General features: G+C 44.6%; 14 protein-coding genes, 21 tRNA genes and 1 rRNA gene. 4 read left to right on the forward strand and 32 right to left on the reverse strand.

Translation table 11 applies throughout. The features are described from left to right. Nucleotides 1–208 precede the first annotated feature (208 nt). Nucleotides 209–1429, forward strand: coding sequence for an NAD(P)/FAD-dependent oxidoreductase (locus tag ACUXV2_RS15200; protein WP_446244023.1), 1221 nt, complete (start codon nt 209–211; stop codon nt 1427–1429). Beyond that, nucleotides 1430–2284 (forward strand): RNA polymerase sigma-70 factor, encoded by an 855-nt coding sequence (locus ACUXV2_RS15205; protein ID WP_446244024.1) that lies wholly within the window; start codon nt 1430–1432, stop codon nt 2282–2284. It abuts the gene before it with no gap. A 385-nt stretch (nt 2285–2669) separates the two neighbouring features. Here the strand turns inward: ACUXV2_RS15205 and ACUXV2_RS15210 are convergent, their stop codons facing one another. From ACUXV2_RS15210 to glgB, 5 genes are read right to left on the reverse strand one after another with little or no spacing between them, the layout of a single operon-like run. Further along, nucleotides 2670–5075 carry a glycogen/starch/alpha-glucan phosphorylase gene (locus ACUXV2_RS15210; protein ID WP_446244025.1) on the reverse strand — a complete coding sequence of 802 codons (2406 nt, stop codon included), beginning with the start codon at nt 5073–5075 and terminating at the stop codon, nt 2670–2672. Continuing rightward, the gene (gene glgA / locus ACUXV2_RS15215) at nt 5065–6510 is read right to left on the reverse strand and encodes a glycogen synthase GlgA (RefSeq protein WP_446244026.1); all 1446 of its coding nucleotides are present in this window, start codon (nt 6508–6510) and stop codon (nt 5065–5067) included. The genes ACUXV2_RS15210 and glgA overlap by 11 nt, the downstream gene beginning before the upstream one ends. Beyond that, nucleotides 6507–7535: a glucose-1-phosphate adenylyltransferase gene (locus ACUXV2_RS15220; protein WP_446244027.1), complete on the reverse strand. Its 1029-nt coding sequence runs from the start codon at nt 7533–7535 to the stop codon at nt 6507–6509. Before ACUXV2_RS15220 ends, glgA begins: the two co-directional genes overlap by 4 nt. Nucleotides 7536–7571: 36 nt before the next feature. Then, nucleotides 7572–8729, reverse strand: a complete 1158-nt coding sequence (locus ACUXV2_RS15225) for a glucose-1-phosphate adenylyltransferase (RefSeq protein WP_446244028.1) — start codon at nt 8727–8729, stop codon at nt 7572–7574. Nucleotide 8730: 1 nt separating this feature from the next. Beyond that, entirely contained in the window at nt 8731–10605 is a 1875-nt protein-coding gene (gene glgB / locus ACUXV2_RS15230) for a 1,4-alpha-glucan branching enzyme (protein ID WP_446247086.1), read from the reverse strand. A 417-nt stretch (nt 10606–11022) separates the two neighbouring features. Between glgB and ACUXV2_RS15235 the strand changes: the two genes are divergently transcribed. Together ACUXV2_RS15235 and ACUXV2_RS15240 are read left to right on the forward strand one after the other, a co-directional pair. Next, nucleotides 11023–12252 (forward strand): DUF4910 domain-containing protein, encoded by a 1230-nt coding sequence (locus ACUXV2_RS15235; protein WP_446244029.1) that lies wholly within the window; start codon nt 11023–11025, stop codon nt 12250–12252. Between the two features lie 27 nt (nt 12253–12279). Next, a complete protein-coding gene (locus ACUXV2_RS15240) occupies nt 12280–12462 on the forward strand; it encodes a hypothetical protein (protein ID WP_446244030.1) in 183 nt (60 codons plus the stop codon). Between the two features lie 88 nt (nt 12463–12550). On the opposite strand, the gene fosM is transcribed toward ACUXV2_RS15240, so the two are convergent. The 27 genes from fosM to rrf form a co-directional block, all read right to left on the reverse strand. Continuing rightward, nucleotides 12551–12973, reverse strand: a complete 423-nt coding sequence (gene fosM / locus ACUXV2_RS15245) for a FosM family fosfomycin resistance protein (RefSeq protein WP_446244031.1) — start codon at nt 12971–12973, stop codon at nt 12551–12553. A 17-nt stretch (nt 12974–12990) separates the two neighbouring features. After that, nucleotides 12991–14007, reverse strand: a complete 1017-nt coding sequence (locus ACUXV2_RS15250) for a phosphotransferase family protein (protein ID WP_446244032.1) — start codon at nt 14005–14007, stop codon at nt 12991–12993. Between the two features lie 229 nt (nt 14008–14236). After that, complete coding sequence (locus ACUXV2_RS15255) at nt 14237–15376, reverse strand: mannitol-1-phosphate 5-dehydrogenase (RefSeq protein WP_446244033.1); 1140 nt, start codon at nt 15374–15376, stop codon at nt 14237–14239. A gap of 5 nt (nt 15377–15381) precedes the next feature. Then, nucleotides 15382–17460 carry a BglG family transcription antiterminator gene (locus tag ACUXV2_RS15260; protein WP_446244034.1) on the reverse strand — a complete coding sequence of 693 codons (2079 nt, stop codon included), beginning with the start codon at nt 17458–17460 and terminating at the stop codon, nt 15382–15384. A 159-nt stretch (nt 17461–17619) separates the two neighbouring features. Further along, nucleotides 17620–19533: a PTS mannitol transporter subunit IICBA gene (locus ACUXV2_RS15265; RefSeq protein ID WP_446244035.1), complete on the reverse strand. Its 1914-nt coding sequence runs from the start codon at nt 19531–19533 to the stop codon at nt 17620–17622. A 298-nt stretch (nt 19534–19831) separates the two neighbouring features. Further along, nucleotides 19832–19903 (reverse strand) — tRNA-Glu (locus tag ACUXV2_RS15270). 4 nt (nt 19904–19907) lie between these two features. Then, nucleotides 19908–19998: transfer RNA gene (locus tag ACUXV2_RS15275), tRNA-Ser, on the reverse strand. 3 nt (nt 19999–20001) lie between these two features. Next, nucleotides 20002–20076 (reverse strand) — tRNA-Asn (locus tag ACUXV2_RS15280). Between the two features lie 9 nt (nt 20077–20085). Then, nucleotides 20086–20162 (reverse strand) — tRNA-Ile (locus ACUXV2_RS15285). A 1-nt stretch (nt 20163) separates the two neighbouring features. Further along, nucleotides 20164–20237: transfer RNA gene (locus ACUXV2_RS15290), tRNA-Gly, on the reverse strand. Between the two features lie 8 nt (nt 20238–20245). Next, nucleotides 20246–20321 (reverse strand) — tRNA-His (locus ACUXV2_RS15295). Between the two features lie 26 nt (nt 20322–20347). Next, a tRNA-Phe gene (locus tag ACUXV2_RS15300) sits at nt 20348–20423 on the reverse strand. 160 nt (nt 20424–20583) lie between these two features. Further along, nucleotides 20584–20660: transfer RNA gene (locus ACUXV2_RS15305), tRNA-Asp, on the reverse strand. Between the two features lie 77 nt (nt 20661–20737). After that, nucleotides 20738–20811, reverse strand: a tRNA-Met gene (locus tag ACUXV2_RS15310). A 172-nt stretch (nt 20812–20983) separates the two neighbouring features. Further along, nucleotides 20984–21076 (reverse strand) — tRNA-Ser (locus ACUXV2_RS15315). A gap of 16 nt (nt 21077–21092) precedes the next feature. Then, a tRNA-Ile gene (locus ACUXV2_RS15320) sits at nt 21093–21169 on the reverse strand. 4 nt (nt 21170–21173) lie between these two features. Then, nucleotides 21174–21250, reverse strand: a tRNA-Met gene (locus ACUXV2_RS15325). 90 nt (nt 21251–21340) lie between these two features. Beyond that, a tRNA-Ala gene (locus ACUXV2_RS15330) sits at nt 21341–21416 on the reverse strand. 8 nt (nt 21417–21424) lie between these two features. Next, nucleotides 21425–21501, reverse strand: a tRNA-Pro gene (locus tag ACUXV2_RS15335). Between the two features lie 7 nt (nt 21502–21508). Next, nucleotides 21509–21585 (reverse strand) — tRNA-Arg (locus tag ACUXV2_RS15340). Between the two features lie 39 nt (nt 21586–21624). Then, a tRNA-Leu gene (locus ACUXV2_RS15345) sits at nt 21625–21713 on the reverse strand. A gap of 9 nt (nt 21714–21722) precedes the next feature. Beyond that, nucleotides 21723–21797, reverse strand: a tRNA-Gly gene (locus tag ACUXV2_RS15350). Between the two features lie 5 nt (nt 21798–21802). After that, nucleotides 21803–21887, reverse strand: a tRNA-Leu gene (locus ACUXV2_RS15355). A 39-nt stretch (nt 21888–21926) separates the two neighbouring features. After that, a tRNA-Lys gene (locus ACUXV2_RS15360) sits at nt 21927–22002 on the reverse strand. 27 nt (nt 22003–22029) lie between these two features. Then, a tRNA-Thr gene (locus ACUXV2_RS15365) sits at nt 22030–22105 on the reverse strand. 97 nt (nt 22106–22202) lie between these two features. Continuing rightward, nucleotides 22203–22278: transfer RNA gene (locus ACUXV2_RS15370), tRNA-Val, on the reverse strand. A 7-nt stretch (nt 22279–22285) separates the two neighbouring features. Next, nucleotides 22286–22402 (reverse strand): 5S ribosomal RNA (gene rrf / locus ACUXV2_RS15375). Nucleotides 22403–22442 lie beyond the last annotated feature (40 nt).

Here is a 22442-nt window from a genome sequence, read left to right on the forward strand (position 1 = left end):
AACCAGGGTAATTGCATGCATTTTCCAAATGACCCGTTAAGTAAAACAAATATCCTGATATATAGGGCAGTCCTTTTTATATCGATAGAAATTAGATTTTCTGAGTGAAAGATCAATCGGTAATGAATATTTATCATTCTTTTGTTTGGTGTCACAAAATCACTTCATATCTCGTTATATTTGTAAAAAGATTATGGAGTTGATGAGAATGAAAGTATTAACATGCATTGTTATAGGCGGGGGATACGCTGGCATTAATACAATCAAAAGTATTCAAAAATCCTTTAGGAGTGAAGTACTCCAACGCCAAATCAGGATTGTTTTAATTGATAAAAATCCGTACCACTTACGAAAAGTATTACTTTTTAAACCTGCCGCAAGGAATAAAGAAATAACGATCCCACTAAACAAACTGTTTTCAGAAGAGGTTGAGTTTGTTCAGGCAACCGTAACAAAAATAGATCCAAAAGAAAAAAAGCTTCTTCTTCAAGATTCATATGGAAATATGAATTCTATGAACTATGACCTTCTTACTTTGGCGGTTGGCAGCTCGATGAGAAGACCAGATAACTCTCAAGGTGGAATAGCCTTGGCAAGCTTGGACGAAGCAATGAAGATCCAAGAGAAGTGGCAGTCCAATTTAAAGAAAGCCAAAACTGAAGTAAATGAGACAGAACGCCGTAGATTAATGACAATAGCTGTAGCTGGAGCAGGTATAAGTGGAATAGAAACAGCTGCTGAATTGTCTCATTATGTTCGTGAAGAAGCTAATCAGTTGGGGATTGACCCAAGTCTTGTAAAGATATATTTAATCAACTCGAAAATGAGATTATTTCCGGATGGCCCTGAAAAGGTAGGAAAAAAAATAGAACGCAAACTTGAGAGTAAAGGAGTTAAAGTCCTACACGGAACCAAAGTACTGATGGAGAAAGAAGGGATACTGACATTATCGAATAGAGAGACAATGTCTGTTGGAATTTGTATATGGACAATAGGAATGTTGCCTAACCCCATGCTCCGTACCATCGGTTTACCGACCACTTTTGAAGGCTACGTGGACGTAGATGATAGCTATAGGGTTCAAGGTGCCCAAGGTGTGTACAGTATCGGTGACTGCGCTCAAATCCAAGACCCCAAAACCGGGAAGAATGATGGGAAAACTTGTAAAGAAGCGATAGCCCAAGCTGAAAGGTTAACAAAGATTATGTTAGCAGACCTTGAGGGACTTCCATCACCGGTCCATAAGGAGTTTATTGATTTTTTCTGCTTTGGATTAGGCCCTGAGGATGGAATGACATGGATACGGAAATGGGGAATAGATATTATATTAACTGGTAAGCTTGGCTGGGGAATAAGGAAATTGACATGGAATTCGGCAAGTTTAATCAGTAATGTAAAAGAGGACAGTCAAAACGAAAGGATTGGTTAGGTGAAAGAACTATATACACAATATAAAGGGTTGCTGTTTACTCTTGCCTACCAGCTGACGGGATCGGCAGTAGATGCTGAAGACGTTGTACAAGACGTATTCTTGAAGATTTATGACGTTGACTTGGATCGTCTGCTTGAACCAAAATCTTACCTATGCAAAATGGTGACGAATCGGTGCAGGGATTTACTAAAAAGTGCACAAAATCGGAAGGAACAGTATGTTGGTGAATGGCTTCCTGAGCCGATCGTTAACATGAAAGACCCCCTTGAAATGGTTGTCCGTAGCGAGCGGTTATCTTACGCTTTGCTTGTGTTACTTGAAAAACTGTCCCCTACTGAAAGAACGGTGTTTGTTCTTCGAGAGGCTACGGGGTTTAAGTATTCCGAAATTGCAAGTATTATTGGTAAAAGTGAAGTTAATTGCCGTAAGCTGAACAGTCGAGCTAGAGAAAAAATGGGAGTTACCGCTGATACGTCAATACAATCTGAAACAGAGAGTGAAAAGTGGGTCGAGCGATTCCTAGAGGCGCTAGAGCATGATAATGTTGACCAGATTATCTCCTTGCTGGCAGAAGATGTAGTGCTGGTTTCAGATGGAGGAGGGAAAGCAGTTTCAGCCATTCATCCTATTAGATCACGCAATATCGTTGCCAAGTTTCTTGTTGGTCTGTATCGCAAAGCTTCATTTAAAAAAGATTTTTTCAACATGGAGATAAAAGTTATAAATGGGCAAACAGGGCTCATTATCCGATCGAAAGAGGGAATTGATAGCGTAGTTCTGCTCCATGCTGAGAGAAATTCAATTCGCAATATCTATTTTATCAGGAACCCAGATAAGCTAAAGTATCTTTAAATTATTCAGCTCAGAAAACTTTGGAAAGGTGAAGCAGGAGATACTTTTTTAATCCTATAAATTCCCCTATTCTTAAATAGGCAATAGATGAATATTGAAGCGGTATAACCAATTATCGTATTGTGCCTTGTTGGATTTCACTATTAAGGGTAACTAAAAAAAGCTGAAGATCACTTGGCTGATCTTCAGCTTTTAGCGCGTTTTAACGGAGTAACTACTCGACTAAGTTTCCTCCCCTTAACACCTTAATCACTTCGATACCTCTAACTTATTTTCACCCAAGACAGCACAGTAGGAACTACAGTTGAAAATAGCAAAAATTTGAGATTAAAACAATGTTTCAGGATTACTATACGTTTGATATAAGGAAGAACAACTTCCCCCTTTATCTCATCAAACTCCCCTGCCCAATCTTCCAAATATCCCTCGAATATTCCTCAATCGTCCGGTCACTCGAAAAATAGCCGGAATTGGCGATGTTGTGCAGGCACATGCGCGACCAATCTTCCCTCTTCCCGTAAGCTTTTCCTGCTTCTTCCTGAATGCGGACATATGAGTCAAAATCGCGGAGGACAAAAAATTGGTCGTTCTCCCCCAGAAGGGAATCATAAATCGTTTCAAAGTGGTCATCGGCATCCGGCAGCGAGTCGTCTATAAGCTGATTCAGCACCTTCTTGATGCGGGGATCGTGATGGTAATATTCCATTGCATAATAGCCGCCCTGCTTCTGATAATTCATGACTTCTTCCGCCGTCAAGCCAAAGATGAAAATATTGTCTTCCCCGACTTGCTCAAGGATTTCGATATTTGCACCGTCGAGAGTCCCCAGCGTAAGTGCACCGTTCATCATGAATTTCATGTTCCCTGTACCGGATGCTTCCTTGCTCGCAGTTGAAATCTGCTGCGACAAATCAGCGGCAGGAATGATCTCCTCAGCCAGCGAAACCCGATAATTTTCCAAAAAGACGACCTTTATCCGGCCTTTCACAACAGGGTGATCGTTTACAAGGTCCGCGACCGAATGAATGAGCTTGATGATTTTCTTCGCATAAAAATAACCGGGGGAAGCCTTGGCTCCAAAAATAAACGTTCGCGGATGGAAGTCAAAATGCGGATCCTCCAGACAGCGGTTATAAAGATGCAGGATATGAAGCACATTCAGCAGCTGCCGTTTATATGCATGAAGCCTTTTTACCTGGATATCAAAGATGGAATCAGGGTCGACTTTCATCCCGTTGCTTTCAAGAATGCGCATGGCCAGCCTTTCTTTATTCATCTGCTTCAATTTATAGAGATCCTGGAGGAAGGAAGCATCACTCTTATATTTCTCAAGATTCTTAAGTGCTTCCGGCTGGTGGACCCATTCGTTTCCAATCGCCGAAGTGATCAGTTTCGATAAAGGAGGGTTGCTGTTCAGCAGCCACCTTCTATGCGTAATTCCATTGGTTTTACTGTTGAATTTATCAGGATAATATTGATAAAATAAGTTCATTTCCCTTTGCTTCAGGATTTCTGTATGGATCTTTGCCACCCCATTGACACTGAAGCTGCCGACAATGGCCAAGTGAGCCATCTTCACCTCGCTGTGTGAAATGATTGCCATGTCCTCGATCCGCTTCCATTCCCCGGGATATTCCTGCCACAACTCGCGGCAGAATCGCTCATTGATTTCATTGACAATCATAAAGATGCGCGGAAGCAGCGGCTGAAAAATCCGGACCGGCCATTTCTCAAGCGCTTCCGAGAGGGTCGTATGGTTCGTGTAGGCGAACGTCTTCGTCGTAATGTCCCATGCATCTTCCCAATCGAATTCATACTCATCCACGAGTACCCTCATGAGTTCAGGGATGGCAAGAACCGGGTGGGTATCATTAATGTGAATCGACACGTATTCATGAAGATCTTTTAAATCTCCGTATCTGTAAATATACGAGTCTATGATGGAACGGATACTTGCTGACACCAGGAAATACTGCTGTTTAAGACGGAGGATCTTCCCTTCATCATGGGTGTCATCAGGGTATAGGAATTCAGTGATCGCCTCTGTTTCCCGCTTATACTTCATCAGGTCTTTTCCGGCTTTGTATGCTGCAGGCTCGGCGCTCCAAAGACGCAGGGTATTGACCGTAGAAGTTTCATGGCCGACGACCGGCATATCATAGGGAACCGCAGAAACCAGCTCTGCATCCACATGGCGAAACTTCAGGACACCATTTTCGTCAAATGATTCGACCCTGCCCCAAAAAGGGACCTCCACCGTTAAATCAGACTTTCTGACTTCCCATACGTGACCATGGCGAAGCCACTGCTCCGGGAGCTCCATTTGAAAGCCGTTGACTATTTTTTGTTCAAACAATCCATGCTTATACCGGATGCCATAACCGTGTCCAGGCAAATTAAGAGAGGCTAAAGAATCCAGGAAACAGGCAGCCAGGCGCCCGAGTCCCCCATTCCCTAACCCCGCATCATGCTCGATTTCTTCAATGTCGGAAAGATCAATCCCGAGGTCCTTAAGCCCCTGATCGACAACCTCATAAATCCCCAGATTCATCAGGTTCTGCCTCAGGAGCCTGCCCAGCAGGAATTCAATCGATAAATAATACACCTGTTTCCTTTTATTGAAACGATACTGCTCATTCGTATGAATCCAGTTCATGCTGATGTACTCCCGGATCAAATGACCCAGGGCGAAGTATTGATCCTGAGAGGTAGACTCTGGAAATGTCTTCCCGTACATCATTTCAAGTTTCTTTAAAAACATCTCTTTAAATTCGTTATGATCAGAAAACATGGCTTTCACTCCTCGATACAAGGTCAGCATATAATTGATTGTATTTAAAGGCCGATTGAGCCCAACTATAATCCTTATTCATGGCAGTTTGTACGATATGCTTCCATGTTTCCTTGTCTTTGTGGTAGAAATCAAGCGCTCGTTTATACGTATGAAGCATGTCATGCGCGTTAAAGTTTTTAAAGGAGAAACCGTTTCCTGACTTCGTTTCTTCGTTATACGATTGAACGGTATCGTTCAGGCCCCCTGTTTCCCTTACAAGCGGCAGTGCACCGTATCGTAAAGCGATCAACTGTCCGAGTCCGCATGGTTCGAATTTAGATGGCATGAGGAAGAGGTCAGAAGCTGTGTAAATCTCTTTCGCCAATTCTTCATTAAACCCGATCGTCACCCTTACCTTATCTGGATACTGCGATTCCATCTCCCGGAAAAACTGTTCGAATTCCCAGTCACCAGTCCCCAGTAAAACAAATTGAACATCCTCCCGAAGCATTTCATGGAATACGCCCCTGACCAATTCCAGCCCTTTTTGGACCGTCAAACGGGAAATGATCGATACAACCGGGATGTCTTCATTCACTTCCAGATTCAGTCTCTCCTGTAGCTCAAGCTTCGTTCTCACTTTGCCTTCAAGACTTTCGCTCCGGTAAGGGAATCGTCCTTCACCGGGATTGTACACTTCATCATCGATTCCATTCAGAATGCCCTGCAGCTGATTATATCGCTGCCTTAAAATCCCATGGAGTTTTTCCCCGTAATAAGGAGTCAAAATCTCCTCCTTATATGTCGGGCTGACAGTAGTGATATAGTCTGATGAAATCAGCGCACCCTTTAAGAAATTAATATTGTCATAAAACTCAAGATATTCAGGGTGGAAGTAGCGCTCCGGAACACCCAGTAACTCCGTCATCACCGACTTAGGGAATATCCCTTGAAACTGAAGATTATGGATGGTAAAAACACTCCGGATAAACGCGTATCCCGGGTTATCCTGATACTCTGTCCTTAATAAGAACGGGACCATTCCGGTATGCCAATCGTGACAATGAATAACATCAGGGTAAAAATCAAGCGCCTCAATGGCATCCAATACAGCTCTCGTAAAAAACGAAAACCGCTCGCCGTCATCGAAATAACCGTACATACGGTCACGGTTGAAATAATACTCGTTATCAACGAAGTAATATGTAATTCCGTCGTGATGTAGCTCTTCAATCCCGCAATATTGATTTCTCCATCCGACGGAAACAAAAAACTCTTTCTTCTTCTTCATTCTCCCGCGGAATTCAAGGGGTATCCCCCCGTACTTCGGGAGAATGACCCGTATATCCGTCCCTAAGCTTCGCAGCTCTTTCGGGAGTGCCCCAGCAACGTCCGCCAAGCCTCCTGATTTAACAAAAGGCACACATTCAGAAACAGTAAACAATACCTTCACGAATTCATCAGCGCTCCTTGAATCATCCCTTTACGAATGACAATCGGGTTATCGGGGTCTCCTGTAAGCTTTACTCCGTCTTCGATTCTCACATCTTTATCCAGGATGACATTCTCTAGTACACAGTTATCTCCAATTTGACTCTTTTGCATAATGATACAATTTGAAATACTTGTATTCTTCCCTACCCTCACCGCTCTGAACATGGTTGAATTGCGTACTTTCCCTTCAATATAACACCCATTGGCGATGATACTGTTTTTGACGCTGGCCCCCGAAGTATAGCGCGCAGGAGGCTCATCTTTCACTTTCGTGTAGATCGGCATCTCTTTTTTGAACAACTCTTTCCAGGAAGAGACATTCAACAGCTTCATACTGGTTTCATAATACTTTTCGATGCAATCGACGGTTTCCACGAACCCGATATGTTCATATCCACATACCTTATAACCGCTGTCCATGTCTTCGACCACGTCCTGCATGCACGTATAGCCGGTTTCTTCCCGCGTTTCGATCAGTTCTCTTAACAGTGACGTTTTCACAAGATACATTTCGAGGGATTTTCCTTTATGGCGGATCTCAGTAATATCGCATCCGATTGTCGCGTGGCGTTCAAGGACTGGACGATAATTAATATTACATACCGTATAGCAATTGCTGATCAGCGCATATTCCTGACGGCTGCGGTAAAAGTAATCCAGATGATGGGAAAAATGTTTGAACGACCCCACTCCCTCATCCACTGCGTCAAGTCCAGGTGCAGGAAAGAAGAACAGTCCGTCACGCTTACGGTTCAGATCCCAGTTCTTACCCGAACCGAGATGGTCCATCAGCGAGCGATATTGAAACTTTGGGAAAATCGCAACAGAGCCTATATCAGAATTCACCATATTCGAAAGGACAAAATCAATCAAGCGGTATCTTCCCGCAATCGGAAGGGCCGCCATGGAACGATGTAAGAGCAAATCCTCTAAAGATTTATAGTAACTAGTGGCATCAATGACTCCAAGCAATGAATTTTTCACGACAATTCCTCCTCTTAAGTTGTACTTTAGAGCTCCTTACACTTCTTCTTGTTCAAGTAATGTTTCGATGAATGATTCCGTCACAAGGATCACTTCTTCAGACCCCTCTTCCGGTATGATACAAACCCCTTTAGGCACTTTCACATTTGAAGGCACTATCGCTTGTTCGATATAAGCATTCTCTCCGATTACCGCGTCCGGCATGATGACCGACCGCGAAACGTGTGCTCCTTTTTCCACCGTGGTCCCCTGGAATAACACCGACTTCGAGATTGTTCCTTCAATCGTACATCCTTCATTGACTAGCGACCCTTCAACGAATGCATCCGCTGAAATATATTGCGGCGGTTCATTCGGATTGACTGAATACACTCTCCACTCATGATCGAACAGATTCAATTCGTTGTCCTCATCTATGAGATCCATATTCGCTTCCCATAAGCTTTTAACCGTACCGACGTCCTTCCAATAGCCCTTGAACGGATATGCCATCAGCTTCTTCTTTTCATCAAGCAGGAGCGGAATCACATCTTTTCCGAAATCATGACTGGAATGGGGGTTGCGTTCATCCATCTCAAGGAAATCCTTTAAGACGGACCAATTGAAGATATAGATCCCCATTGATGCGAGGTTGCTCTTCGGATACGCCGGCTTTTCTTCAAATTCAGTGATTCTCATTTCTTCGTTCGTATTCATTAAGCCGAAACGGCTGGCCTCGGCCCAATCCACTTCAATGACCGATATGGAGACGTCCGCTTTCTTCTCGATATGGTAGTCAAGCATTTTACTATAATCCATCTTGTAGATATGGTCGCCTGACAGGATCAATACGTACTCCGGATCATACTGTTCCAGATAATTCATATTTTGATAGATGGCGCTCGCCGTCCCTGTATACCAGCGCATCTCTGATGATTCAGCATAAGGAGGAAGCACCGTCACACCGCCATTTTTACGATCCAGATCCCACGCACTTCCAATCCCGATATAAGAATTCAGAACGAGCGGCTGATACTGAGTCAGAACCCCGACTGTATCGATTCCTGAGTTCGTGCAGTTGCTCAAGGTAAAATCTATGATGCGGTATTTTCCTCCGAATGGAACGGCTGGCTTCGCTAAGTTTTTCGTCAACGAACTCAGCCGACTCCCCTTACCTCCTGCTAATAACATGGCCACACATCTTCCCTTTGCCATTCTATTCTCCCCTTCCGTCATATTCTGGTTTTAAGTAAACAGCTCCATATGGAGGTATTGTCATGACCACAAACCCCTCTTTCCCGTGATAGGTTTCATGATGTACATGAAGCGGTGCAGCATTAACCTGATTTGAACCTCCATATTTCCCGTCATCACTATTCCATATCTCTCTATAGGAATCGGCTTGAGGGACACCGACCTTGTACCCGTGATAGACCATAGGACTGAAATTGCAGATCACCACGAGATGATTGTTCTGTTTCTTTCCTTTTCTTATAAAGGAAAAAATCTGCTGATCTGAATTATTCACATCGATCCACTCGAAACCCCGGGATTGGTGATCCAGCTCATATAAAGCTTCAGCACCCTTATATACATGCATGAGATCCCTGAAATATGAATTGAATTTGTGATGAAAATCGTAACTCGTTAAATGCCAATCCAATTCCTCTAGATCCTTCCACTCCGAAAACGGAGCCAGCTCGCTTCCCATAAAAAGAAGCTTCTTACCCGGATGGGCAACCATAAAACTGAGAAGAAGCCTGTATTGCGCAAACTTCTGCCAGTAATCACCCGGCATTTTATTCAATAACGATTTCTTCCCATGCACGACCTCATCATGTGAAAAAGGGAGAACATAATTCTCAGAAAAGGCATAAAGAAGAGAAAACGTCATCAGGGAGTGAACGTCTTTCCGTTCGGAATGAGGCGTCTCCATATAATCGAGCACATCATTCATCCATCCCATATTCCATTTATAATTAAAACCTAACCCCCCATAATGAACCGGGGATGTGACCTGAGGCCAGTCAGTCGAATCCTCCGCAATCATCAGGATGGAAGAATCAAATTCGAATACCGCCTGGTTAAGCTTTTTCAAGAATTCAATCGCCCCCTGGTTCGGAGACTGCTGGCCCTGATTGGCCCAGTAAATGATATTCGCCACTGCATCAATCCGGAATCCGTCAATATGATAAACTTCCATCCAAAAGCGGGCATTGGAAATTAAAAAGCTCCTGACTTCGCCTTTCCCTAAGTCGAAATTCGCCGTCCCCCATGTATAGTTCTCACGGTCACGTTCTTCCCCGTATTCATAGGCGAATGACCCATCGAACTGATACAAGCCATGAGCATCTTTACAGAAATGTCCCGGAACCCAGTCCAGGATCACTCCTATATCGTTTCTGTGGCATTCATTGATGAAACTCATCAAGTCATGAGGCTCGCCGTACCGGCTTGTCGGTGCATAATACCCTGTACTCTGATAGCCCCAGGACCGGTCAAAAGGATGCTCTGTAATCGGCAGCAGTTCAATATGAGTAAAGCCATGCTCCTTCACATATGGAATCATCTCCCCGGCAAGCTCCTTATAAGAAAGAAATTTCCCTTTCTTCTTTCTCCACGTCCCCAAATGCACTTCATAAATGAACATAGGTTTATCGTATACCGTCGAACCTGACCTCTTCTCGAGCCACTCTTCGTCGCTCCATCTGAATCCTTCCAGATCGTACACGATGCTTGCTGTTTGAGGGCGCTTCTCTGAAGCAAAACCATACGGATCCGCTTTAAGCTTCCTCTCCCCGGATAATGTCCTGATTTCAAATTTATACGTTTCCCCCGTCAAATCACGGTCCACCTTGATGACCCACAGACCTTCCCGGTTCCACTTTTCGAGTTCATAACCGGAACCATTCCAGTCATTGAATGAACCAACCAAAGCCACACTTCTCGCATTCGGTGCCCAAACGCAAAATTCTGTATAGGTCCCACGTGAATCCCTTCTCACATGAGAACCCATAAACTGATACGCTTGCTGTAAACTTCCCTCATGAAATAAAAATACATCATAATCAGATAACATCATTGCGTTCATCACTTCACCTACATTTTTCAATCTATTAACTACTTTCTGCCACTTATGAAAAAATCCTTTTTAAAAACATCGCTCAATTACGACATAATCCTACATCGATTATTAGGAAAACGCTTGCATTGTAATATACAGGAAAATGATAGGGGTTACATTCAAAGAAAATGCAGAAACTTGTCGAAAATTATTTGAGTGAAAAAAGAGGGAAAAAAAGAAAAAAATAAAAGGATTCCGTTATTTAGTAGGGAAATCATGTCAATAGTACTATCCATTTTTTACTTATATGAGAATGATAAAGATGTAGAATTTAGAGGGAATACACGGAATTAAAGTATAAATATGGTAAAATATAGATACGTCCCTCTCTGCATTAACGCGATGAGGAATGGGCCTTTAATATTTTTTAGGGGGGTTGTATGAATGGGTATGTTACAAGATAGGTTGATGGAACACTTGTCGGTGCTTTCGCGTGAAATCGGGTGCAGGCCGGTGGGGAGCGCAGAAAATGCTGCTGCAGCGGATTATATTAAAAAGGTTTTCAACGACATGGGAGCATATGTGGAAGAACAGGAATTCGAGGTTCCCAGTTGGGAATCGACCGAAGCTTTTCTTGAAATAAACAATGAACGCCTGGAAGTAACCGCCAACACGTTTACAGTTCCCTGTGAAGCATCGGGTGAACTGGTCTCATTTTGTACACTGGACGAGCTGGAATCCGCTCCCGATTTAAATGGAAAGATTGCTTTGCTGTACGGTGAACTATCAAAGGAGAACTATGTTCCAAAAGGATTCACCATCTATAACCCTGAACATCATAAAAAAGCATTAAGATTGCTAGAATCAAAGAATCCATCCGCCATCATCACGATTCGTATGCAAAAGGGAAGTCCGAGCCCGCTCATCAGTGATTGGGATTTTAACATCCCTTCTGTCACTGTAACCCCTGAAACAGGATTATTTATTAAAGAGAACCAGTCCGCAAAGCTTCTGATAAAGAGTAAAAAAAGTCCCGGTACCACCAGAAACGTCATCGGAAAAATACCTGGGAGACGCAAAGAGAAAATTATATTAACTGCCCACTACGATACCGTCTTCAATACGAATGGTGCCTTTGATAATGCATCGGGTGTATCCGTCATGCTAACGCTTGCCGAAGAGCTTGCCAAACGAAGAAATTTGGAGACTGGGTTTGAATGTATCGCATTCAGTTCTGAAGAATACCTCGGCCTTGGAGATGAAGTTTACTTACAGCAGCACAAAGAAGACCTTCACAATGCGCTGGCAGCCATGAATTTTGATGGAGTAGGCCAATCACTGGGTACAAACAACATCACCCTTATGTCGGGCTCAGATGAACTCCAGACCCACCTGAAAACAATAAAACACGACTTCCCTGCAGTCGAATGGACGAATCCATGGTACGAAAGCAATCATTATACATTTTTCTCAAACGGCGTACCGAGCATCCCATTCAGCTGCAGAGGCGTTTCGGATTTACTTCATACTGCTGAAGATACCATGCGATGGGTCTGCTCTGACAAATTGGCTGAAGTCCACTCATTGGCTTTAAACATACTGATGAGCCTGCAGGATAAACGGCCGTCATGGACAAGGGAGGCCAAGCAGTCTTGTTCTAAGTTCATTACTTGACCTGAACACAAAAAGGGAGACTGAACTATGATCTTCTTTTCGATAATAGGTGTTATACTCAGTTTACTAATTTTATATTACATCATCGAAATCGCTGTCAGGAATGCCATCAACAGTTCGGTCATCGGAGAATTCCTTGAAGAAAAGCACGGCACCTCAGCAAAATTAGACGACGATGATTTACTGGATGAGGAATTTAAGAAACAATAAGACTGCATTTTGTATATAGAAAAAACGCTCAGATTAGCATCTGGGCGTTTATGGTTTAGAAGGAAGGCTCGAATGCTGGGTGCTCCCTTTACTCAAAAAACTCCATATGTAACTTAGCTTCTTTATAGTAGTTCAGCCGATCTTGCAGTGTACCTGTATGAAACTCGAATTTATGGCCATCCGGGTCTGTAAAATAAATGGACTTCTTGTCTCTCTCATCTCTATCCCGCCCCGGTAAAATGTTTACCTCTAATTCAATCAGATTGTTGTACATACGATCAAATTCAGCTTCATCAATCGTGAAAGCAATATGTGTGTACGATTGCTTTATTTCCTGGCGCGGTATATCTTTCTCAACATTAAGAGCAAGCCACATCCCATTTAAATCAAAGTAGGCAGTGTTTCTACCCTTTGCTAACAACTTAGCTTGGAATACCTTTTGATAAAATTCAATTGATTGTTCAAGATTCGAAACTGAAAATAAGAAGTGATTGAGACCTTGTATCGACACGTTTCCACCTCCTTACGTTACACCTTCCCAAACGTTCTCTGAACAGCTTCATACCTCTCCCATTCATTCATCATATTCATAATCAATCCCGTTATATCTTTCACTCTTACTTCCCCGCATTCCTCCTTATTCAACAAATCGAGCAATGCAATCAGGTCCAGCAGCTTCGCTTTTTTCAGCCAGTCTTCCGGCAAGACGCCGCCGTTCTCCTGATAACTTAGGATGAAGGGCTTCAACATGCCTGTGGAGCCCATCCCCTCATATCGAAGCATATTCCCGATATCCATTAAAGGCGAACCGCTGAATGCGTATTCCCAATCCAGAATGGCAGAGATCTTCATCTCACTTTCTTTTTCCTCCACCACCAGGATATTCAACGGGTTAAAATCACTATGCACCAACGAATGTTGGTCCCCGGGATCGTCCATTAGAGAAGCATGTTCCTGCGCAAATCTCACAACATCACCGCATAGCGTCTCTTCTAAGTGTTTGGAAACATATCCTTTTTCAATCATTTCTTCAATAAACTCCAGAAATGTGTCTGCAGTGATTTCAACACGTTCTTTTATGTTCAACTCATCATCTAAGAAACCGGATTCGGGAAATGTAACTGCATGAATGTTGGCTAAAGCCTCTCCTGCTGCATGGGCTGCAGTCCATAGTATCTTTTCATTCTTCCTATCTACCATTTCAGAAAGCTGCACCCCCGGAACCCACTTCATCAACATGAACGGATAATGAAAAACAGAACAGCTTGAATCAGCGTACAGAGTCTGAGGCACCGGCACTCTTCCATCTAAGAGCCTGGCTATTTCTGCTTCAATCTTCATATTATTGCTGCGTTCATTATAAATCCGCAAAACAAAGTCTTCATGAGAATCTGTTGTGACCTTGATGTTGGAATTGTTCAACCCGCCACTCAACCTAGCGATTTTCTCGACAAACCTACCTTTTAAAAAGGGTTTCAACATATTTCTGACTTCGTGTAAGTCAGGCATGATATAATCATTTGAACGCTCCCACCCGGCTTTCATCACTACATTCCTCCCAGTCCATTTCAAATATCTCTATCGTTTCATCATCAAGCACTTTCATCTGCTTGGTTTAATTGTAACATTCTTCTATAACAGAACTCCCGGATACTAGTGACTCTATTCCTGTATGGCACGCATACACAACAATGCTGCTGATTGTTATAATCAGCGGCCAATACTCCAATACAATATAAAAAAAGAAGAGTGTCCCCACTCTCCTTTCTTCTGCTTACTTCTTCAATTCTTCGTACTGACGAACGACTTCCTCTGTAATCGGGCTCGATTCGTCCAGGCTGCTGACCTTTTTGAGCACGTAAGGAACTCCGTTTTCTTTGATCATATTCTGAAGTTCGACTGCTTCCTGATCTTCAGGATGATTAAACAGCAATGCGGCTGCAATGGCTTTGGCAAGGTAAGAATATGATAAGCCCGCTTTTTGAGCTTCTGTAGTCGGCCGGACCAGTCTGTCATCCGGACCGAGTTTGCGCATAGGCGCACGTCCCACTCTGGTGACCCCGTCATTCAGGTATGCATTCTTGAACCGCTCGATGTTTTTCTCGATATATGAGAGGTGCCCGCTTTCATCCAGCCCGTATTGCTTCACCAGGTAAGCACCGGTTTCTTTCAGCGTCTCCTTCACCTGTTCAGCGATGTTTTCGTCTGCCAATGTTTCATCGATTGTTGTTTTCCCTTTCAAGTAGCCAAGGTATGCAATCACGGCATGACCAGTGTTTACCGTAAACAGCTTCCGTTCAATGAATGGTGCAAGATCGCCGACGATCGTCATGCCGGTAACCGGTGGGATTGTTTCATTCGCTTCCACTACCCACTCATAGTATGGTTCAACGAGTACATCCAACGATTCGTGATTCTGGATGGGCACGATGCGGTCAACCGCGGAATTGAAGAAATGGATCTTCCCTTCCATTTTGGACTTCACGTCATGGGATAACTGCTCCATGATGTGCCCCTTTAAAATGTCCGTCGCACCGATTTGATTCTCACATGCAATAACGTACAATGGTTCGTCCGACGTGAGGACGCGCTTTTCAATTCCTTTCGAGATCAGTGGCGCAATTCTAGGAAGGATGTTCGGACCGATGGCTGTCGTCAAATAAGTTGCGTGTGTGATCTCCTCAATCACTTCATTTTCCTGGTGAAGATTATTAAGGCCTGACACATTGGAAATCGTTTCACTTTCTTGTTTTTCCGTTGCTAATTTAACCTGGTAGGTACCTTCCTCATTCAGTTTACCGATGATCCCTTCTGCGATATCGACAAAAGTGACATGATAGCCTGATTTGGAGAACAAAGCCCCGATGAAACCTCTGCCAATATTTCCTGCACCAAAATGAACGGTTCGTTTCACAATCATCATTCCTTTATCAAATTATTTTGTAAGTAATCGAGAAAAAGTTTTTCAAGTTTTCTATAAATCATGTTTTCGTTCGCGGACGAATAAATCATCATCGAACCATGATCTTCAATGAGGCTCGTACTGATGATACTGAGGATTTCCTGTTCTCTTTTCCTTAAATGCTCTGGAGCGATCATCAAAAGAAGGCTTTTCACCTCTAGGTCTTTCCCATCCATTCCCTTGATGACGCACGGTTGATCTATATGAGCCACCTGAAACAAGAGCTTCTTGACATGTTCGTCACGGCAATGGAAGAGTGCCATACTGGTGTTCGGGATCCCCAGTCCTCCTTTTCTCTCCCTTTCAACGAGCTGATTCAGCACGGCTTCCGTGTTCGTTACCAGGCCACCCTGTTCAGCATGGGCTACCATCTCATGTAAGACAGCATAATGGCTCTCAGCAGAGGATTTACGGTAGACGCGGAAATGATCGAGGATGGACTCAATGCTCGATTGAACATCTTTTATCTCCTCCAGGACCCCTCTGATTTCTGTAGGGCGTTTGTGATCCTCTGCCCGTGGCGCCGGCTTCATGTATTTTTTCCTTGTGATTTTTTCAATGTTTTTCTGCAAATAGTCCTGGATGAATCCGGTGTCCTTTTCACTTAACAGCGGATTTACCAATAGGTAGTCAACCTCGGTGAAAGGCAGCCTTACCGTTGAAACCACGATGTCATATTCATTTAGGTTCGCGGTCCGGAAATCGGCAATCGATAATATATCAACTGAATGAATCATCTTCAACTCTTTTTGAATACGGCTTGCCAGCATCTTTGATGCACCGATGCCGGTCGGACACACCACGACGGCGTCTATTTTGAGCTTTTCTTCATTCATCAGAAGTGCAGAGCCGAAATGAAGGACAATATACGCCACCTCTGCATCAGGGAAAACGATATCCGTAAATTCGTTCTCAAGGCTGTTTTTAACTGCCAAGAACAGCACCGGATACTTCTCCTTTATTTCCTCCGTCAGCGGATTGAATAATTCCATCTGCTGCTTCAGCCGGAAAATTGATGGTCCCATATGGGCAAGCAGGCCCTGGAACAGAGAAAAGTCGTCAGTCAGATCAACATTCAAGCTGGTGGATACATCCTTGACAACCTTCTTGATCAGATGACCGAGAAAAATGCTGTCATAATAAGCGGCATCCGCTTCTTGTACCTTGGAGCCTTTTAATATAAGCGTCAAAAAGTTGACATCCGAATCGGTGATCCGTATGGAAAGGACCTCCTCAAGCTCTGCCGCAATGTCCATCATCATTTTATATTCACTGGAGTAATTGCTTTCCAATCGATTCATGTTCGTTATGACCCAGTTTTTCTGAGTCCGCTGGATGCTCAGGCTCACATGGATGACCAGGCCGATATAATCGTTATCTACCAGGCTCAGCTGCTCTTTGGATAAGTGCCTGTCTACTGTCTGATAGACAGCCTTCAGATAATCCGGCTGGAAATAACCCAGAACCGGCTCAGTGATCAAATGTCCATTTTGCATTAAATACAGGCTTTCAATGATATCTTCATAAAAATAGACGAGGAAAAAGCTTGCGAGTGCATTTCGCTTACTTGATTCATCTGCAATCAGCTCCACGCCCACCCCTCTCTTCCTCGTGAGGGTGATGCTGAACTTACTCAGCCAGTCCGCCAGCTCGTCAAGATAGGCACTTAATGTGGTGACACTGATCCCGAGCTGATGAGCAAGCACTTGCTTCTTGAATGAAGGACCTTCATGCAGCAGGATGATCAATAGCTGCAGCTTTCGTTCTTCAGGTGTTTCGTCGGTTGGGCTCGCTTCTGCCAGCCCTTGGATCAGCTTGTATATATGTTCGTTCTTCCCATCGATGAACAGCCCATCGCTTCCTGTCCTCTTCAATTCCAGATGATAATGTTTCAAAATGGCTTCGATGGACTTCAGATTCCGTTGTATCGTCCTGCCGCTGACATTCATGAAAGCAGAGAGAGAATGAACGGTATGCTTACCAGATGTTTTTACAATCAGTTCTATGATTGCTTTTTCCCTTGATGTAATGAACATGCTCTCCCTCCTTTTCTTTTAGTGCCAGTCGGCGTATTTAAATGTCTTAAGTAAGTTTTCCAGTCGTGCATTTTCAAGGATGATCCCATCTAGTCATATTTCGTTTTATATTAATACAGCCAAAACGGAAAGGCAAAAGACACCTTTCCGGATTGGATATTAGTTGCTATTGATGATTTCCTTCAGTTCTTTAGCCGTTTTGGCCAGTACCATCTTGTCAACATTCTCCTGTTCGGAGCAGATGACTGCGATGCTTGACAGGATCTCAAGATGCGTGCCATCTTTACCGGCGATACCGAAGATTAGCTTTGCCTGTTCACCGTTGAATTCCACTCCGTTCGGTACTTGGATCACCGTGAAGCCGGATTTGATGACTGCTTTTTTCGCATCTTCCGTACCATGAGGGATGGCCACGTTATTTCCCATATAGGTCGTCGTGATACCTTCACGTTCGATCATTGCCTCGACATAACTTTCTTTTACATAGCCTGCTTTGACCAAGGCTTCACCTGCGAATCGTATTGCTTCTTCCTTCGTTCCAAACTCCTGGCCGATGAAGATGTTTTCTTCAAGTAACAGATCATCCTCTGCATCTGCCTGCGGTTCAACATCGACTGCTTCTTTCTCTGCCGTTTCGACAAGCTCATCCTGACCTTCTGTGATGTCGTTTTGGAGACTTCCAATCAGCTTATCGTATTCAGGGCTTGAAAGAAAATTATCGACCGATATGTGGTACACATTCGGCAGTTTGTTTTTCGCACGTGGAGTCAATTCTTCCTGCGTGATGACCACCTGTGCATCGGATGGCAGATTGCTGATGGCGGTGTTCGTTACCGCTATATTGAGTCCTGCTTCCTTCACTTTTTTGCGCAGTAAGGAAGCACCCATTGCACTGGATCCCATCCCAGCATCACATGCGAAGACGATTTTATCCACTATATCAGGCAGTGTCCCTTGATTCTGGTTCATTTGTCCAGCAACGGAACTTTTTTTGCCTTTCATTTGTTCCATTCTCTTCGTTGCTTCTTCAATGTCATCTTCTTGTTTCTTGCTGGATTTCAATACGATCGCAGAAACGATGAATGAAACGACAGCTGCGACGATGACAGCAGCAAAGTTGGCAACATACGCCATTCCTTCGGGCGGAGTGACGGCAGTGATCGCAAGGATACTACCAGGAGATGCCGGTGCAACCAGTCCCCCTCCCAACAATACTAGCGTGAAGACCCCGCTCATTCCACCCAGGATGACGGATAGGAATAACATCGGTTTCATCAGGACGTACGGGAAGTAGATCTCATGGATCCCACCAAGGAAGTGAATGATCGCCGCACCCGGAGCGGATTGCTTTGCCGTCCCTTTGCCGAACAGCATGAACGCCAATAGGACACCGAGACCTGGTCCCGGATTCGCCTCCAATAAGAACAGCAGTGACTGACCGGTTTGTTGAACCTGTTCCAAACCGATCGGTGAAAGAACACCATGGTTGATGGCATTGTTCAGGAATAAGATTTTTGCAGGTTCGATCAATAGGCTTGTCAACGGCAGTAAACCTGCCCCTACAAGCCAGTCAACACCGGCAACAAGAAGATTCGTGAATCCATGAACGGCAGGACCGACACCAAGAAACGCAAGGATTGCCAGGATTCCTCCAAGAATACCCGCTGAGAAGTTATTGACGAGCATTTCAAAGCCAGCTCTGACTCTACCTTCGATCGCACCATCGAATTTTTTGATGACAAATGCTCCAAGCGGTCCCATCACCATAGCGCCAAGGAACATCGGTGTATCCGGTGCACCGACAATGACACCCATTGTGGCGATCGCACCTACGACGCCTCCGCGCTGATCATGCACAAGCTTACCACCTGTGTATCCAATCAGGAGCGGCAGCAGATACGTCACCATCGGTCCGACTAATTTGGCAAGGCTTTCATTTGGGAAAAAACCAGTAGGAATGAATAATGCAGTAATCAATCCCCAAGCTATGAAAGCACCGATATTCGGCAATACCATCGAGCTGAGGAAGTTACCGAACTTTTGTATTTTAACTTTTACAGTTGATTGAGTCATTTTCCTCTTCCTTTCTAATAAATCAAGTACTCATATATCAATCTTATGGTACAAAATGCTGAACAACAAGGAAGATGAAAGCTAACTTTGTCACGCCCCTGACGACAAACCTATTGTTTCTCCTATATACATGTCTCATACAATGCTGTATTGTCACTTCTTATGGAATCACATTCAAAAATAAAACGCCCTATGAGCTTTCATAGGACGTTAGAGTATTAGAGAACATCAACTGATAAAATCATGGGTAACTGCGCTAAAAATAAAAAAAGACTATCTGAACGATAGTCTTCCTAAATGACCCGTACGGGATTCGAACCCGTGTTACCGCCGTGAAAGGGCGGTGTCTTAACCGCTTGACCAACGGGCCTAAATGGCGGAGAAGGAGGGATTTGAACCCTCGCGCCAGTTGCCCGACCTACACCCTTAGCAGGGGCGCCTCTTCAGCCACTTGAGTACTTCTCCATATGGCTCCGCAGGCAAGATTCGAACTTGCGACCGATCGGTTAACAGCCGATAGCTCTACCACTGAGCTACTGCGGAATATTGAAATGGTGGGCCTAAGTGGACTCGAACCACCGACCTCACGCTTATCAGGCGTGCGCTCTAACCAGCTGAGCTATAGGCCCATGGAGCGGGTGATGGGAATCGAACCCACGACATCAGCTTGGAAGGCTGAGGTTTTACCATTAAACTACACCCGCAATAAATATGGGGCGACTGATGGGAATCGAACCCACGAATGCCGGAACCACAATCCGGTGCGTTAACCACTTCGCCACAATCGCCATAAAAGTATGATATAAATGAAAAATGGTGGCTCAGGACGGAATCGAACCGCCGACACATGGATTTTCAGTCCATTGCTCTACCAACTGAGCTACTGAGCCATCATATGTAAATTTCCTAAACATAGAGTGTGATAGTCCATCGTCCAGCTTTCAGAAAGACTATTCAAGATGCTGCTCAAGCTGTACGCTGATGCATAATCGATGAAGCTTATTCACCGTGCTCTACCAACTGAGCTACTGATCCACACTATGTAATTAGTGGCGGTCTGGACGGGACTCGAACCCGCGACCTCCTGCGTGACAGGCAGGCATTCTAACCAACTGAACTACCAGACCAAGAATTTTTGACGATAGTCAAAATATTCATCCATCGGTTACCGATTAGGATAAGTATTAGCTTGTCAAAAATGGTATTGCGGGGACAGGATTTGAACCTGCGACCTTCGGGTTATGAGCCCGACGAGCTACCGAACTGCTCCACCCCGCGACGATAATAAGAGTTAAATTAAATTGTGACCTCACGAATTAATATCCGTTAGAACCACCCCGACTTCAGTAAGCTTATTCAAGCTGCTGCTCCGTCGGTGCGCTGATGTGAAAGCTCCGAAGATTATTCGGACGTGCTCCACCCCGCGACGATAATAATTTAAAAGGGAATATGGCGGAGGAAGAGGGATTCGAACCCCCGCGGGCTTTAACACCCCTGTCGGTTTTCAAGACCGATCCCTTCAGCCGGACTTGGGTATTCCTCCGTGTTTTAAATGTAAATGGTGGACCTTGTAGGACTCGAACCTACGACCGGACGGTTATGAGCCGTCTGCTCTAACCAACTGAGCTAAAGGTCCGTATTGGTAGCGGCGGAGGGGATCGAACCCCCGACCTCACGGGTATGAACCGTACGCTCTAGCCAGCTGAGCTACACCGCCAAGAAACATTTATATCTAATTGTAGATATTTTGCTGAAGCAAAATAATATGGAAGATTGTTTTACTCCGCTTACGCTGCGTAAAAAATCTTGGTGGAGCCTAGCGGGATCGAACCGCTGACCTCCTGCGTGCAAAGCAGGCGCTCTCCCAGCTGAGCTAAGGCCCCATCTAAGGTGGTCGGGAAGACAGGATTCGAACCTGCGACCCCTTGGTCCCAAACCAAGTGCTCTACCAAGCTGAGCTACTTCCCGAAATAGATGGCGCGCCCGAGAGGAGTCGAACCCCTAACCTTTTGATCCGTAGTCAAACGCTCTATCCAATTGAGCTACGGGCGCTTAATATTATGAATGTTATTTTCTTTCACAAAAAAACTCTGGTGCCGAGGACCGGAATCGAACCGGTACGGTAGTCACCTACCGCAGGATTTTAAGTCCTGTGCGTCTGCCAGTTCCGCCACCCCGGCAAAAATCGTTGGAGCGGAAGACGGGATTCGAACCCGCGACCCCCACCTTGGCAAGGTGGTGTTCTACCACTGAACTACTTCCGCGTAAATGGTGCGGGTGAAGGGACTTGAACCCCCACGCCTTGCGGCGCCAGATCCTAAGTCTGGTGCGTCTGCCAATTCCGCCACACCCGCATGATAAAAGATATGATGTTCTGCCTGAGCAAAAATCAATGGTGAGCCATGAAGGACTCGAACCTTCGACCCTCTGATTAAAAGTCAGATGCTCTACCAACTGAGCTAATGGCTCATAAAAGTTATGAGATTTAAACCAAAGTGGTGCCGGCAAGAGGACTTGAACCCCCAACCTACTGATTACAAGTCAGTTGCTCTACCAGTTGAGCTACACCGGCGTGGTTATATTACAGGCTTGTCTGTTAGACGAAGCATTGAATACATTGTAGAGATTAAGGACGCTTATTTTACTCCGCTTCGCTTCGTAAAAAAGCATGGTGGAGGATGACGGGATCGAACCGCCGACCCTCTGCTTGTAAGGCAGATGCTCTCCCAGCTGAGCTAATCCTCCATATTATGCCTGGCGACGTCCTACTCTCACAGGGGGAGATCCCCCAACTACCATCGGCGCTGAAGAGCTTAACTTCCGTGTTCGGCATGGGAACGGGTGTGACCTCTTCGCCATAGTCACCAGACTGTTCATCCTTTTTTAAGGACAAGTATTATTATATCTTT

The sequence above is a fragment of the Rossellomorea sp. NS-SX7 genome, from assembly GCF_052828565.1.

Bases quoted from the DNA above. Each gene is read 5' to 3' on its own strand.
- ACUXV2_RS15200 (WP_446244023.1), top strand. From the start codon at position 209: ATGAAAGTATTAACATGCATTGTTATAGGCGGGGGATACGCTGGCATT.
- ACUXV2_RS15210 (WP_446244025.1), bottom strand. From the start codon at position 5,075: ATGTTTTCTGATCATAACGAATTTAAAGAGATGTTTTTAAAGAAACTT.
- ACUXV2_RS15225 (WP_446244028.1), bottom strand. From the start codon at position 8,729: ATGGCAAAGGGAAGATGTGTGGCCATGTTATTAGCAGGAGGTAAGGGG.
- glgB (WP_446247086.1), bottom strand. From the start codon at position 10,605: ATGAACGCAATGATGTTATCTGATTATGATGTATTTTTATTTCATGAG.
- ACUXV2_RS15235 (WP_446244029.1), top strand. From the start codon at position 11,023: ATGGGTATGTTACAAGATAGGTTGATGGAACACTTGTCGGTGCTTTCG.
- ACUXV2_RS15240 (WP_446244030.1), top strand. From the start codon at position 12,280: ATGATCTTCTTTTCGATAATAGGTGTTATACTCAGTTTACTAATTTTA.
- ACUXV2_RS15250 (WP_446244032.1), bottom strand. From the start codon at position 14,007: ATGAAAGCCGGGTGGGAGCGTTCAAATGATTATATCATGCCTGACTTA.
- ACUXV2_RS15260 (WP_446244034.1), bottom strand. From the start codon at position 17,460: ATGTTCATTACATCAAGGGAAAAAGCAATCATAGAACTGATTGTAAAA.
- ACUXV2_RS15265 (WP_446244035.1), bottom strand. From the start codon at position 19,533: ATGACTCAATCAACTGTAAAAGTTAAAATACAAAAGTTCGGTAACTTC.